The organism is Niveibacterium sp., assembly GCF_041909475.1.
Taxonomy (GTDB): Bacteria; Pseudomonadota; Gammaproteobacteria; order Burkholderiales; family Rhodocyclaceae; genus Niveibacterium.
On the sequence record NZ_JAYRDJ010000016.1, the window covers coordinates 22,219 to 36,423 of the forward strand.

The 14,205-nt window shown below is 63.1% G+C and carries 9 protein-coding genes; 8 read left to right on the top strand and 1 reads right to left on the bottom strand.

Translation table 11 applies throughout. The features are described 5' to 3' along the window. From ACE3P0_RS11855 to ACE3P0_RS11865, 3 genes are read left to right on the top strand one after another with little or no spacing between them, the layout of a single operon-like run. Positions 1–288: a DUF2933 domain-containing protein gene (locus ACE3P0_RS11855; RefSeq protein ID WP_374402830.1), complete on the top strand. Its 288-nt coding sequence runs from the start codon at positions 1–3 to the stop codon at positions 286–288. Next, a complete protein-coding gene (locus ACE3P0_RS11860; RefSeq protein ID WP_374402831.1) occupies positions 285–923 on the top strand; it encodes an isoprenylcysteine carboxylmethyltransferase family protein in 639 nt (212 codons plus the stop codon). Before ACE3P0_RS11855 ends, ACE3P0_RS11860 begins: the two co-directional genes overlap by 4 nt. Positions 924–975: 52 nt before the next feature. Continuing rightward, on the top strand, positions 976–3,384 hold the full coding sequence (locus ACE3P0_RS11865; RefSeq protein WP_374402832.1) for a heavy metal translocating P-type ATPase: 2,409 nt from the start codon (positions 976–978) through the stop codon (positions 3,382–3,384). Between the two features lie 244 nt (positions 3,385–3,628). Here ACE3P0_RS11865 and ACE3P0_RS11870 read toward each other — a convergent pair whose 3' ends face one another. Then, on the bottom strand, positions 3,629–4,249 hold the full coding sequence (locus ACE3P0_RS11870) for an RluA family pseudouridine synthase (protein ID WP_374402833.1): 621 nt from the start codon (positions 4,247–4,249) through the stop codon (positions 3,629–3,631). 489 nt (positions 4,250–4,738) lie between these two features. Between ACE3P0_RS11870 and ACE3P0_RS11875 the strand changes: the two genes are divergently transcribed. From ACE3P0_RS11875 to ACE3P0_RS11895, 5 genes are all read left to right on the top strand, one after another. After that, positions 4,739–5,422 carry an NUDIX hydrolase gene (locus ACE3P0_RS11875; protein WP_374402834.1) on the top strand — a complete coding sequence of 228 codons (684 nt, stop codon included), beginning with the start codon at positions 4,739–4,741 and terminating at the stop codon, positions 5,420–5,422. Positions 5,423–5,509: 87 nt separating this feature from the next. Next, entirely contained in the window at positions 5,510–6,346 is an 837-nt protein-coding gene (locus tag ACE3P0_RS11880; RefSeq protein WP_374402835.1) for an NAD-dependent deacetylase, read from the top strand. A gap of 1,046 nt (positions 6,347–7,392) precedes the next feature. After that, positions 7,393–10,761 carry a type VI secretion system Vgr family protein gene (locus ACE3P0_RS11885; protein WP_374402836.1) on the top strand — a complete coding sequence of 1,123 codons (3,369 nt, stop codon included), beginning with the start codon at positions 7,393–7,395 and terminating at the stop codon, positions 10,759–10,761. A gap of 3 nt (positions 10,762–10,764) precedes the next feature. Then, on the top strand, positions 10,765–13,119 hold the full coding sequence (locus ACE3P0_RS11890; protein ID WP_374402837.1) for a phospholipase D-like domain-containing protein: 2,355 nt from the start codon (positions 10,765–10,767) through the stop codon (positions 13,117–13,119). Continuing rightward, positions 13,116–14,204: a T6SS immunity protein Tli4 family protein gene (locus ACE3P0_RS11895; protein ID WP_374402838.1), complete on the top strand. Its 1,089-nt coding sequence runs from the start codon at positions 13,116–13,118 to the stop codon at positions 14,202–14,204. Before ACE3P0_RS11890 ends, ACE3P0_RS11895 begins: the two co-directional genes overlap by 4 nt. Position 14,205 lies beyond the last annotated feature (1 nt).

The following is a 14,205-nucleotide window of genomic DNA, read 5'->3' on the forward strand; positions in this document are numbered from 1 at the left end:
ATGAACACCCAGCACAATGATCGCCACGACAACGAGTCTGCGCCGTCCGGCAATGGCGAGCACCGCCTCGCACAGCGCGCACGCATGGTCGCCGTCGCTTTCGTCGGCTTGGCGCTCGCCGCCTTGATCTTCGAACACCGCGCGCACGTTCTGGGCGCACTGCCCTATCTCGTGATCCTGCTGTGTCCGCTGATGCACCTGTTCATGCATGGCGGTCATCACCATGGCCATGGCGCAGCTGAGCAGAAACAGCCGCCGAAGGATCCGCCGCAAGGAGGTGAATCATGAGCACCACCAACGCGTCCGACTACGGGCTGTGGGGGCTCGTGATCCTCAATATCGTCCTCTTCGTCACCTTCGCCTATAGCTTCTTCAAACCGCAGACGCGCACCGACTGGCGCACGCTCGGGAGTTTCTCCGCCTTCGTTGTCGCGCTGTTCGTCGAAATGTACGGCGTGCCGCTGACGATGTACCTGCTGGCGGGCTGGCTGCAGAGCCGTTATCCCGGTCTCAATCCGCTCTCGCACGAAGCAGGCCACCTGTGGTGGTCGGTGCTGGGACTTAAAGGGGATCCGCACTTCAATGTCATTCACATCGCGAGCATGGTCGCCATCGTGGTCGGCATGTTCATGCTGTCGTCGGCCTGGCCAGTGCTGTACCGCGCGCAACGCGCCGGGGAAATCGCGCAGGAAGGCCTCTACGCCCGCTGCCGCCACCCACAGTACCTCGGCTTCATCGTCATCATGGCGGGCTTCCTGCTGCAGTGGCCAACTCTGCTGACGCTGCTGATGTTCCCGCTGCTCGTATGGCGCTTCGTGCGCCTGGCACGCGATGAGGAGCACGAAGCGCGGCAGCACTTTGGTGCACTTTGGGATGCCTACAGTGCCAGCACACCCGCCTGGATTCCTCGTCTAGCTATGTGACGGCAACCACGCGGTCAAACTCAGGCATCCGGCCACCACACGGAGGATCGTAATGAACCACCCACATGAGCACTCCGGACACGCCGAACATAGCCACGTCGGCCAATACGCGGGTCACAATAACAAACCGCGCGAACATCACGCCCACCCGAGCGAAGCGGCCGCCACTGCGACTGGCCTCGTCGACCCGGTATGTGGCATGCCAGTGACGCTCGATAGCGCCAAGGCAACGCTTGAATTCGAGGGCCGGACCTATCCCTTCTGCAGCACGCATTGCTTGGAGAAGTTCCGAGCCGACCCCACTCGCTACGCCGCGCAGGCCGAACCCTCGGCCCGGCCTGCGCCAAAGTCGCCCGCCAATGCGGCAGCCACCTTCTACGTCTGCCCGATGCACCCCGAAGTGCGTCAGGACCACCCTGGCACGTGCCCCAAGTGCGGCATGGCGCTGGAACCTGAACTGCCGACCGGCGAGGCCGAGGACGACCACGAGCTGCGCGACTTTCGCCGCCGCTTCTGGACAACGCTGCCCCTGAGCATTGTGCTGTTGGCCGTAGCCATGCTGCCGGCCGGTCGCATGCTGGCCGACTCGTCGGTGATGGGCTGGCTCGAATTTGTGCTGGCCACGCCGGTCGTGCTATGGGCGGCCTGGCCGTTCTTCGTTCGCTGCGTCGCCTCGATACGGCAGCGCAGCCCGAACATGTGGACCCTGATCGGCATCGGCGTACTCGCGGCTTATGCGTACTCGGTCGTTGCGGTGCTGTTCCCCGCGCTCTTCCCGGAGAGCTTCCGCGAAGGCGGGCATGTCGCCCTGTACTTCGAGGCGGCGGCGGTGATCGTGTCGCTGACCCTGCTCGGCCAAGTGCTCGAACAGCAGGCACGCAGCCAGACCTCGGCCGCGATCCGCGCGCTGCTGGGCCTCGCGCCCAAGACTGCGCGGCGCATCGCCGCCGATGGCTCTGAGGCCGATGTACCACTTGCCGAGGTCGTTGTCGGCGATCGACTACGCGTGCGCCCAGGCGAGAAGGTCCCGGTGGACGGACGCGTGCTCGACGGCCACTCCGCCATCGACGAATCGATGCTCACGGGCGAGCCGGTGCCGGTCTCCAAGACCAAGGGCGACGCGGTGATCGGTGCCACCGTGAATACGAGCGGCGCATTGGTCATCGAGGCCACCAAGGTCGGGCGCGACACGGTGCTCGCGCAGATCGTCGACATGGTCGCGCGCGCCCAGCGCAGCAAGGCGCCGATGCAACGCATCGCCGACCGCGTCGCGGCGAAATTCGTGCTCGCGGTGCTGGCGACCTCCGTGCTGACGTTTGCCGTCTGGTTCCTGTTCGGCCCCGAGCCGCGCGGCGTCTATGCGATCCTCAATGCCGTCGCCGTGCTGATCATCGCCTGCCCGTGTGCGCTGGGCCTCGCGACGCCGATGTCGGTAATGGTCGCGACCGGCCGCGCGGCCACGAGCGGCGTGCTGTTCCGCGACGCCGAGGCGATCGAGACGCTGCGCACGGTGGATGTGCTGGTTGTCGACAAAACCGGCACGCTGACGCTCGGCCGCCCGCAGTTTCAACATGTGCTCGCGCATGGCAGCTTTTCTGATCGCGAAGTCTTGCGGCTGGCGGCAAGCCTCGATCAGGCCGCGGAGCACCCTCTCGCCGCGGCTATCGTTGCTGCCGCCCGCGACCGCGGCCTCGCACTGGCCGATGCGTCGCGCTTCGATTCAGGCTCAGGTATCGGCGTCAGCGGCACCGTGGAAGCGCACGAGCTTGTCATCGGCAACGCGCGCCATCTCAGCGACTCGGGGATCGACCCGACGCCGCTCGAACATGAGGCCGAGGCGGTACGTGGCAGTGGCGCGAGTGTGATGTTCGTCGGTATTGACGGTCGGCTCGCCGGCCTCATCTCAGTGGCCGACCCGATCAAGCCCGGCGCAAAGGAAGCCATCACGACACTGCAGGGCAACGGCCTGCGCATCGTCATGGCGACCGGTGACGGCCTGACGACGGCGCGAGCCGTGGCCGCGAGCCTTGGCATCGACGAGGTGCACGGCGAAGTGACACCGCAGTTCAAGCATGAACTGGTGGGTCGCCTGCGCGCCAGCGGTGCCCGCGTCGCGATGGTCGGGGACGGCATCAACGACGCGCCCGCGCTCGCCGCGGCCGACGTCGGCATCGCGATGGGCACCGGCACTGACATCGCTATCAACAGCGCGCAGGTGACACTGGTGAAGGGCGACCTGCGCGCCATCGCGCGTGCGCGCCAGCTATCTCAGGCCGCGGTTCGCAATATGCGGCAGAACCTGCTGTTCTCGCTGCTCTACAACGGCCTGGGCGTGCCGATCGCCGCCGGCGTGCTGTACCCGGTCGCCGGCATTCTGCTGTCGCCGCTGATCGCGGCGGTCGCGATGTCTGCCAGCTCGGTCTCGGTGGTTGCCAATTCGCTTCGTCTCAGATTTCAGTAGCGGGTTCAACGTTATCTCACACCGTTGATAGACCCATGACGGCTCTTACCGCAATGCTGGCGTTGGCATGGAGAGAATTCCTGTCGGAGTGGGGTCGAATCCGTGCGCCACTGCGATTTCAAAGCCGACGTCCGCTTGCTCACGGGGCACGAGCACATGAAGGTCGGCTAAGGCCGAGCTCCCGTCTTTCGTTACCGAGGAAAGCCAACGTCCTGGAAGCCAACGGTGCCACGGTCAGCTACGATCAGAAGGGCGGCGGGCATTCAACACGCAGCAGTGCCCCAGTTTCGGGATGCTCGAATTCGATCTGGCAGGCGTGCAACATCAGACGCTCAGCCTTTGCGCAGGATGCCGGAGTGCCGTAGAAATCGTCGCCAATGATGGGATGCCCCATCGCTTCCATGTGAACCCGCAGCTGGTGCAAACGCCCGGTGATGGGCTCCAGCGCGATGCGCGAAATCCCGGGCGCGGCATCGCTATCAAGTACGCAATAGCGCGTTAGGCACGGCCGGCCCGTGGCGTGTTCGACTTTCTGCTTGGGAGGGTTTGCCTGATCAACGCCAATGGGCAACCCGATCTCACCGGTGGCGGCAGCCCTCCAGCGCCCATCGACCAGGGCCTGATAGTTCTTTCGCACCCTGCGCTCCTGAAACTGGCGACTGAGTTCCCGCTGCGCCCTGGCGCCGCGCGCCATGACGACGATGCCCGAGGTGCCCATGTCCAGGCGATGAACGATCATCGCGTCGGGAAACTGGGCCTGTACCCGACGCGACAAGCAGTCTTCCTTGCCGGGTTGGCGCCCCGGCACGCTCAGTAAGCCACTGGGTTTGTCGACGACGATCAGCTGATCCGAGAGATAAAGCACGGACAGACCTTGGTGCTCAGGCGGACGGTAGGGAGTAGATGCCATGGTGCGGATTGTCTCATTGAGCTGCTCGCAGAATCCCTAATGCGCCTGAACCGTTTGGCTACCCGAGATTCTGCTGACAGAGAACCAAGGGTAGATGTCGGGGTTCAGTACGAAACCAACCACTTGATTCATCCGCGTCAACGGCCGTGCTGGCCGATGCGACCCAGTCGGGCATTCGGCACCTTTGCAGGATTGAGCTGCCTTTCGAAGGTGTATAGGAAACACCCGGCGATTCACGCCCGCCGCAATTCCAAGCCCACAACCGCGGCACCCATTGAGTGCTCAGCGAGGGCGCTTGAGTTCGTCAGCACCCTCAAGTATGCGACCCGACGGCTTCGCCGATCCTGAACGCAGGCTCACGCAGCGAGCCTGCTCGACACAGATAATCCTTTGCGTCACATTGTTTCGGCCCCCCGCCCCGGCCACGCCCTAGTCGCGACATACATGCCCATCGAACACCCCTGCAAGAACGAAGACGGCGAAACGGTATACATTCGTCGGCCGCATCTGCCATCGCCCCTGAGCGACTGGCATGACGCAAACCGGATCGCCACCGTAGTGCCGGCCGGGCCAATGCCCCTGCATCTGAACGGGATCGCGTTCCGCTCATGGGAAGATGTACCGCTAAGTGAAGCGCAGTGGCGGGCCTACGTCGCCACCGCGCGCTTTACCGAGCCGACCTTCGAGGTGCCAATCGGCAAGCTTCCGGCGGCCGGTGCGGTGGTACTGGAGCCGGACGGCCGAGTTTGGATCGTCGCGCCGAGCAATCAGTTCGCCGGCAATCTCGCCACCTTCCCCAAAGGTCATGTCGATCGCGGCAGTGCGCTGCGCGAGACCGCGGTGCGGGAATGCTTTGAAGAGTCCGGGCTTCAGATCGAACTGGTCGCCCACCTGATCGACACGACCCGCAGCAAAACGCACAACCGCTATTACGTCGCGCGCCGAATCGGCGGCACCCCGGCGGACATGGGCTGGGAATCGCAGGCGGTGCATTTGGCGCCCCTCGCCACGCTCGAGGACTTGCTCAACAACCCGGGCGACCACCTGGTGCTCAAAGCCCTTGTAGCGCTGGGCGAAACGGGCATGAAACGCATTTTCCACGACCGCGCATTCGAGCCAATGATCTGAATGTCGCCCAGGTTGTAACGCAGCACGCCAACACGCCGCACGCCGCCTTCGCCCGCCCCTTCACTAAACGGCTTTGCTAGCCAACTTATGACCACCGATCTTCTGCAAAACTTAGTGCGCGCAGCGCAAGCGATCCAAAACGCCGATGCCCTGTTGATCACGGCGGGTGCTGGCATGGGCGTGGATTCCGGACTGCCCGACTTTCGTGGTCCAGAAGGGTTCTGGAACGCCTATCCTGCGCTCGGGCGTCGGAAACTGCACTTCTCCGATATCGCCAATCCGTCCCATTTCCGCTCGGACCCGACGCTCGCCTGGGGTTTTTATGGGCACCGGCTTGCGCTCTACCGTGACACCGTGCCGCACGAAGGCTTTGCTGTCCTGCGCGAGATTGGCGCAGCGCGCCCTCTGCCCACCTTTGTCGTCACCAGCAACGTCGATGGCCAGTTCCAGAAAGCGGGTTTTTCCGCCAACCAGATCTGGGAAATCCACGGTTCGATCCATCACCTGCAGTGCGTGAATGGCTGTGCGAGTCGGGTATGGCCTGCCGATGATTTCCCGCCGCAGGTAGATATGGCGGAGTGCGCGTTGCGCAATGCGCCACCGCGCTGCCCCGAATGCGGTGAAATCGCACGCCCAAACATCTTGATGTTCTCTGACTGGGCTTGGCTCGACCACCGAAGCCGTATGCAGGAAGCGCGCTTCAAGCAGTGGCTCACACAGAGTGAACGACTGGTCACCATCGAGCTTGGGGCCGGCACTGCGATTCCTTCGATCCGCCGTATCGGCGAACGAATGCTCGGCCCACTGATCCGCATTAACAAGAGAGAGAGCGAGGTCGCCCGCGCACAGGACATCGAGATCCCGCTGGGTGCGGCCGAGGCGATACTCGAGATCCGCGCCTGCCTCGATCAAGTGACGGACTGACACGACGGACGAGCAGGAGGCCGCTTCCCCCCCACCTAAAGCATCAACCTCGCGGACCGTCCCCCTCAGGTGAGTAGCACCACGATCTAGAGCTGACCCCATTCGCTAGAGCCGGTGCAACAAGACGGCGTCTCGGGCTTCTGGCGTGGCGCCTAAACGTCGATCGACACGCACTCCATCCTGACCTCGATCCACGTGCTCAAACGCGCCGCCTGCTCGGATTTACCGATGTGGGCGCCAAGAGGCCGTATCCGCCACAAATCCGTATTGTTCCTACACTTGGTCCGGTTTCACTTCGCACCAACGCCCCCCAACCAAAGCCATTGGTTACGGCGCGACTTGCACCTACCTAACGTGGATCGAACTCCACGGAGCAGAACCGCCGTAAGAAGAACGACCTTCCGATGCTCACGATGTGCCTGTTGCGGCACGCACGAGAATGGTCGTCGTACGGCCGAAGTTCGTATTGTTCCGACAATGTGCTGACCCCATGTGCAATGGCGATTCAGGGTCAGCATCCGACGGTCTTGCCTCCGGTTTTCCGTATTGTTCCGACAAAGATCGGTCGGGTGGTGTGCCCGTTCCGCGAGGCCCACCTGGGGCACCGATGGTTGCCCAAAATTGCAGCCGTTACGATAGTGCACGTTGTGTGTACCGTGGGTGCACCGTAGGTGTCCTATCGGTGCACCATGCAGCGTCGACGTGTGCACCGCAAAGCCACCGAGCATCTGTCGCCCACGCAGTATCTGGTGCTCCCGAGGTGCCACGAGGACCGGCACCCGACTGGTTCGCATGCAGCGACATGAGACCGACTGACGATCGCACGGTCGGCGCTTGTCGCCACAAGCCGTGCGCACCAACGACCAACCTTGAGCCGCGTCGCGCGGCCCCTTGACACAGTCTGTGCCAGCAAGCCTGCCGATCCAGCCTACGACGTCGAAGACGCGGGCTTCAATGCCAACCAGATCACATCACCTCGCAAGGTGTCATGACATTGGTATTCTTCAATGTCATCATCCGGCATCCCGGTTCTCTGTGTTCCCGCCATGTCGGTCGCATCCTTGCTGTCCGCAGTGCTCTCCCCTTCCCTCTTTACGTCCGAATCGCGGCTGTATGGGTTTGCGCTCGAAGGGGATACCACGCCGTGGCTCGTGGAGACGTTTCGCGCGCGGGAGGCGTTGTCGGAGCTCTCCACCTGGCAAGTGGATTTGCTGTGCACCGATGCCGGGCTCGATGTCGAGGGGCTGATCAACAAACAAGGCGCACTTCGCATCACCCTCGCCGACGGTAGCCGTGTTCAGCGTTCTGGCTACGTGCAAGATGCGGCGCTACTGCACGCCAACGGCGGTCTCGCCCGCTATCGACTGACCCTGGCGCCGTGGCTGTGGTTTGCCACCCGCAGCGCAAACAGTCGGGTCTTCCTCGAGCAGTCGTTGCTGGAGATCATCGAAGCGGTTTTCGCGCCCTACGCCAGCGTTGCGCAGTGGCGGCTTGCCGATGAAGTCTCGGGCTTTATCGCAGAGCTGCCGCCGCGCTCGCTGTGCGTGCAATACCGGGAAACTGACTTCGACTTCATCAGTCGACTGCTGTGCGAAGAGGGGCTGGGTTATTGCTTCCGCGAGTTGAACGAAGACGCGGGCGGTCGTGAGGCCGTGAGCGGTGAATCCACCGTCTCGCAGCAAGCGCTGCACGAGATGCTGATCTTCGCCGACAGCGCAGCCTTGCCGCAGGACCGCTGCTCAGCATCCGCCATCGGCGGCGCGGGCCTGCGCTATCACCGTGCCGCCGCACCCGAGGAACAGGACAGCATTCTCGCCTTCGGTTGCCAGCGCCGCTTTGCCGCGTCGAGCACCACGCTCCTCTCGACCGACTACAAGGCCGACAGCGCGATCAGCGCATCCTTGCCCAGCGCCCGACCAATGGGTGGGCCCAATGCCCCGGCATTGGAGGACTACGATTTCGTAGGCACCTACGCGTTTGCCAACAGCGGTCTTGCCGAACGCTATGTGCGGCTCAGTCGTGAAGCGGTAGAAGCTCGCGTCGAGACCTGGCTTGGACACGCCTCGGTGCGTAGCCTGCGACCCGGCACCTGGTTCGATCTGAAGGCAGGGCTGTCGGATCAACTCGCCACGCTGCTGCCCGCCACACAATCCGGCAGCCATGAGCGCCGCTTTGTGCTGACTGCGGTGGAAAGTGCAGGCAAGAACAACCTGCCCGTAGGACTCGCCGAATCGGTTGCAGCGCTGCTCGGTGATGCGCCGGGGTGCTCTGCGGGCGACGATCACAGCCATCGTATTGATGAACCGCGCGTCGTGTCGATCACGCTGGATCCGAAGTTGATCGACGCGGCTGCTCATCACGGCTTCGCGTGTCATTTCGCAGCACTGCGTGCGGTCACGCCCTGGCGCCCGCAACTCACGGACAACACCGGCGCCCGCCTGAACCCGCGCCCCACCGCATCCGGCCTGCAGCACGCCGTGGTTGTCGGCGCCAACGGCGAAGAGCTCGCCTCCGGTACGCAGGAGGTGCATACCGATTCGCTGGGCCGCATCCGTGTGCGCTTTCTGTGGCAGCAACCGGATGACCCCGCATCATGCTGGGTACGCGTGGTGACTCGCCATGCCGGGTCGAATGCCGGCACCCGCTTCATCCCGCGCATCGGTCAGGAAGTTCTGATCAGTTTCATGAACGGCGACATCGATCGGCCGGTGTGCGTCGGTGCGGCCTTCAACGGCCGCGGCGAGAATGGGGTGGCGCCCACGCCCGGAGGGCGTTCCACATCCGCTGGGGGCCGCGCCAGTGCGCCCGATCCCAATGTCTTCACCTTGGCCAACGATCGCGCCGCGAGCGCACAAGGCAACCTCACCGGCGGTCATGCGCCGCTGTGGCATGCCGCAGGGGCGGGGGAAGCGAACCACCGCAACGCGGGTGCGCTCTCCGGTATCCGCAGCCGTGCCTGGGGGGGGGGCGGCTGGAACGAGCTGGTGTTCGACGACTCCGACAACCAACTGCGCACCCAAGTCAGCACCACACAGCAGGCAACAAGCCTCGCACTGGGTCACCTGATCCACACCAGCGACAACTACCGCGGCAGCTTCCGCGGCAAGGGTTTCGAGCTGCGCACCGACGCGTTCGGCGCGATCAACGGGGGACGCGGCGTCCTGCTCTCCAGCTACGCGCAGCGCAGCGGGGATGTCGCGGGCGACAACGCCGCCGGGGTTGCGCTCGCGCGTCAGGCACAGAAGCTCGCCGAAGCGATGAACGGTGCTGCGAAGACGCACCAGACGGTGCCCTACGCGAGCCATGTGGGCGGCAGCAAAGCCAACGCCTGCGCGCTGACACCGCAAAAGCCCCTCGCGGCCGCACTTACCGAAGCGCTCTCCGGTTGCGTAGCCCCGGAAGACCTCGGCGCCGCCTACACGGATGCCGCGCTGCCGATCAAGAAGCAAGGCGTGCCGCACAGCGCGGCAGCACTGCTCGCCGTCTCCGCCAAAGCTGGCCTCGCCCTCACCGCCGCCGACAGCATCACGCTCGCCGCCAACGAAACGGCGCTCTTCGCCACCGGTGCGAATCAGGAGTGGGTCACGCAAGGCAACACGCGGCTGCACACGGGCCAGGCGCTCGGCATCCTTGCCGGCGCGGAGAAGGCAGGCGAAGGCGGCATGGGACTGTCGATGATCGCAGGTGCCGGCCCGCTGCGCCTCGAAGCGCACAGCGACATCCTGCAGATCGCAGCCAAGGACGACCTGAAGATCCTCTCCGCAAACGCCTCAGCCGATTTCGCCGCCGCCAAGAAGATCCACCTCGCCACCGCCGGTGGCGCAGCGATCACCATCGAAGGCGGCAACATCACGGTGCAGTGCCCGGGGACGCTGACGGTGCATGCGAGTCAGAAGAGTTTTGGCGGAGGCGGAAACGTCAGTGCGAAATTGCCGGAGTTCCCGGCGGTTGCGCTGCCCGATGTGCCCGCACGCTTCTCGATGCTGCTCACCCACACACCGGGCCCGTCAGGCAAACCACTGCCGAACGTCGCGTGGCGCATTGTTCAAGCAACTGATGCCAACGGCGCTCGACGCGCCTCGGAAGTCATGCTGGAAGGCGTCACCGACAGCACCGGACGACTCGCTTTGTCCGATGAGCAGGCCAAGGCCCTCAAGGCCGCCTACGACGAGGCGCCCTCCCAGATCTGGGTCCGCTTTGCCGGGCAGGTTCGCAACCTTCGTCTCACCCGTGAAGATCCGGACTGGACGGCCATCCAACGTAACGAGCATGCACTCGATGCGCTCGGCTACACCGATCGTCGCGCCCAGGTGGGCGACGAGTCCTCGTCTGAATCGGGTCATGAGCGCTGGGCACGGCGCAACGTTGGTTCCATCGCCCAAGACGCTCTTTACCGACTCATCGCCAAGCAATAAGCCATGTCCTATTCGACGACCGCCCTCCGCGCCCCCACGCCCGCCTACGTTGAGCCCGTCCGGACGCTCCACCAGATTGTGGATGCGGAGGGCAATGCGTGTGACGCGAACGGCACCAGCAACATCGATGTGCACTACAGCCAGGTGTTCTCTGATCCGGTCGGCGGTAACACGGTCACCCCACTCCTATCGGGAAAGGCGTATTTCGAGGCGCTGATCAAGGCGTTGCGCGCCGCGACTTCGGAAGTGTTGATCGCCGGTTGGCAGATCAACTGGGACGCACAGCTCACGCGTGATTTGCGTCTCTATGACGTTCTGCTGGAACTCGCGAAAAAGGACGGTGCGCCGAAAATCTATGTGATGCCCTGGGACAACCCTTCGGCGGTGAATACCTACGCGAAACCGACTGAGCTTGCCCTACTGGACATCAACGCGATTGTCGGCAAACAGGTCATCTTCGTTCATCGCTCGCCGACTCACTCTGACGAAGACGCGCTGTTCTTCAGTCATCACCAGAAGCAGGTTGTCGTAGACCGCAAGATCGCATTCGTTGGCGGCATCGATATCGCCTACGGCCGCTTCGATGACGAGACCTATTGCCTGCAGGCCGATGCAGAGGGGCGTGACGGTCAGAACCGCTACAACTCGTGCGTCCCACCATGCGGCTCGATGAAGGCGCCCGAGGTTGACCCGGATCTGCTCAGCGGGGGCTACGACGCACTGAGCGGCAATCGGAAGGAGACGCGAACGAAGATTGCGCATGGTGGGCTGCAAGCGCTCGCGGGCGACGCCCCCCGCGCGTCGCTTGATCCGAACACCCAACCGCGGATGCCCTGGCAAGACCTCCAACAGCAAATCGAGGGACCGGCGGCGATCAATCTGGCAGCCAACTTCGTGCTGCGCTGGAACGCAGGCGCCACGACCAAACTAACGGTGCCTACGCTGGCCACCACACCGCTACCCGGCAAGTCCGGCTGCTCCGTACAGGTACTGCGCAGCGCTTCCGCCAAGCTTCGCGCCGCAGAGTTCCTGCCGTTTGCAAACATGAAGCCTGAAGTGGCCAAAGGCGTGTTTCCCAACCAGAAGGGCGCTCCTGCCGGCAAACAGGACGACATCCTGCGGGCGATGCTGCAGTTGATTGAACAGTCCCAGCATTACATCTACATCGAGAACCAGTTCTTCACCTCGGCGTTTGGCACCTCAAACCCTCGCCCCCGGGAAGATCGCTCGGGGCCAGCGCAGCGCGTCTACGACAACAACGCATGGAGCGTCCGCGCCACGCGCGTCATGCCGGGCGATGCGGATGGCCCGATCCGCAATGCGGTCTGCGAGAAGCTCGGCCAACGTCTTTACAACGCGGTGATCGATCCCGACAAGGAGCCGTTCCACGTCTATCTGGTGCTCCCTGTGCACCCCGAAGGCCTGCTCGACGGGGGCCCCACGATGACGCAGATCCACTGGACCATGCAGTCTCTGGTGTTCGGTTCGAACAGCCTGGTCAATCAGGTCAAGTGCGCGCTGAGGGAGGTCAAACGCGAGGAGAGTGAGTGGACGCAATACCTGACGCTCTTGAACCTGCGCAACTGGGCTAAGCTCGGTGATCGATACGTTACAGAACAGATCTACGTCCATACCAAACTGATGATTGTGGATGACCGCTATGTCCTGCATGGCAGTGCCAACATCAATGACCGCAGCCTGCTGGGCAGCCGTGACTCCGAAATCGCAGTGCTGATCCACGATTCAGAAGATGAGTTGGTTGATCTGTGCGGCAACGGCCGACCCGTGCTCACGCTCAAGCACGCACGGAACTTGAGAAAGGCCGTGTGGCGCAAGCTCTTCGGTTTGGAGCTCACGAGCTGCCCAGCAACCGGCGGCGCAACGTCCGCGGGGAGTCTTGCCGCATTCTTGGATCGGCCGGCCGATCCCGCTACCGCCCAGGCGATCCAATCCATTGCGAAGGCCAATACAGGTCGTTACGAGGCGGCATTCGCCTGGATTCCGCGCAACAAGTCGATATTCGACAAGGAAAACCGAGATCCGAGTTCCATTTGGTCGCAGTGGAACAGCGCCGCGACGAAGGGCGCCGAAAGAGCTTCTGCCAGCATGCCGTTCGACACCGAATTCTGGAAGGAACCGCACTTCAGCCGAGACGGCGCCGCGGGCCTCGCCTCCGTTCAAGGGTTCATCACATCTCTACCTATCCAGTGGACACAGAGCGAGAACAATAACGTCGGTTACCACACGAATCTGATGGTCCGTAACGAAACACCTGCTCGCGATCCTTTGCGGCCATCCGACCATCGCAAGACGGAAGTCGCTCAAAATGAAGCACACGCTCCCGAAGAGGCCACATGACCCAGAGCACTTACCGACTCGCCCTCGCACTGATCGCGACCGTCAGCCTTTTTCATTCAGCTCTTGCGCAGGCCAAGGAAACACTTGGAACTTGGCAGCGCGAGTGCGTCGGTCGTTTCAGTCTAGAACTTCCGGGCGAGGTCGACGTGGCGATGCCTGACTACCAGAGCCTCTTGTCGGCCGGCGGCTTGTACAACATTCCATATACCTTTCCTGGTGAAGCGCTCCCTGAAGGGCAAACGTGGGGCGATAAGCAGATTGCAGGCTTTCAACTCGAATCGGGTCCGCTTGCCGACGCGACGGTTTTTGCCGCAGCGTCCAAGGACATGGATGCCCGCTACGCGGCAGACATACGTGAAGAGCGCGCCACCGGCGTCGCAGATCCGAGCCATATGAAGCAGATCGAAAGCGAATTCCCGGACACACACACTTGGGCGATTGGCCCCGGCAAGCATCACCTGATGCGTCGCGGCGGGCGACTCTTCAGCTTGCGTGAGCGAGCCACCGACGATGGCGCCTACACCCCCTGGGCGCGCCATGTGTCAGCGACGGTACGGTCCCGCAAAGTCTTTGAAGTCCCAGCCGAACCCGGTCTGTGTCTGCATTATGGCTTCCTCCCGGATGGCGGAAACCTGCGCCGCGATATCGGTGTCACGTATCGCTTGAAGGAACATCCAGAAATCGAGATCTTCTTTCAGGACATGAGTGCAGGACCGCCAGCTGGCAATAGGGATCTGACCGCTGCTCAAGAAGTGCAGAAATTCTGGGAATTTAGGCATGCAGACCCTTCCGATCGACAGGTTCGATTGCTGAGCCCTCACATGCCGGGGCTTAAGCAGTTCCCGGATGTGGTCATCGCAAACTACGAAGGTAAGCGCAGCTTCGTAGAGATCACCCGTCAGAATGGCTCCCTCGACTACGGCTACATGGCTTTCGTAAAGGGTGACAGCAACGCCAAGGAGGACAAGCCCGACCTCCTGCTTTATGTAATCCGGAATGCCGAGAGGGCCCGCGGCACCCCGCTGAATCGCAATGAAGTCGAAGCGATCGCCAATCATATCGCCGCGTCAGTCCGGCGCCGGTAGC

Excerpts from the sequence above, each read along its gene's own strand:
- ACE3P0_RS11855 (WP_374402830.1), top strand. The coding sequence starts at position 1 with ATGAACACCCAGCACAATGATCGCCACGACAACGAGTCTGCGCCGTCC.
- ACE3P0_RS11860 (WP_374402831.1), top strand. The coding sequence starts at position 285 with ATGAGCACCACCAACGCGTCCGACTACGGGCTGTGGGGGCTCGTGATC.
- ACE3P0_RS11865 (WP_374402832.1), top strand. The coding sequence starts at position 976 with ATGAACCACCCACATGAGCACTCCGGACACGCCGAACATAGCCACGTC.
- ACE3P0_RS11875 (WP_374402834.1), top strand. The coding sequence starts at position 4,739 with ATGCCCATCGAACACCCCTGCAAGAACGAAGACGGCGAAACGGTATAC.
- ACE3P0_RS11880 (WP_374402835.1), top strand. The coding sequence starts at position 5,510 with ATGACCACCGATCTTCTGCAAAACTTAGTGCGCGCAGCGCAAGCGATC.
- ACE3P0_RS11885 (WP_374402836.1), top strand. The coding sequence starts at position 7,393 with ATGTCGGTCGCATCCTTGCTGTCCGCAGTGCTCTCCCCTTCCCTCTTT.
- ACE3P0_RS11890 (WP_374402837.1), top strand. The coding sequence starts at position 10,765 with ATGTCCTATTCGACGACCGCCCTCCGCGCCCCCACGCCCGCCTACGTT.
- ACE3P0_RS11895 (WP_374402838.1), top strand. The coding sequence starts at position 13,116 with ATGACCCAGAGCACTTACCGACTCGCCCTCGCACTGATCGCGACCGTC.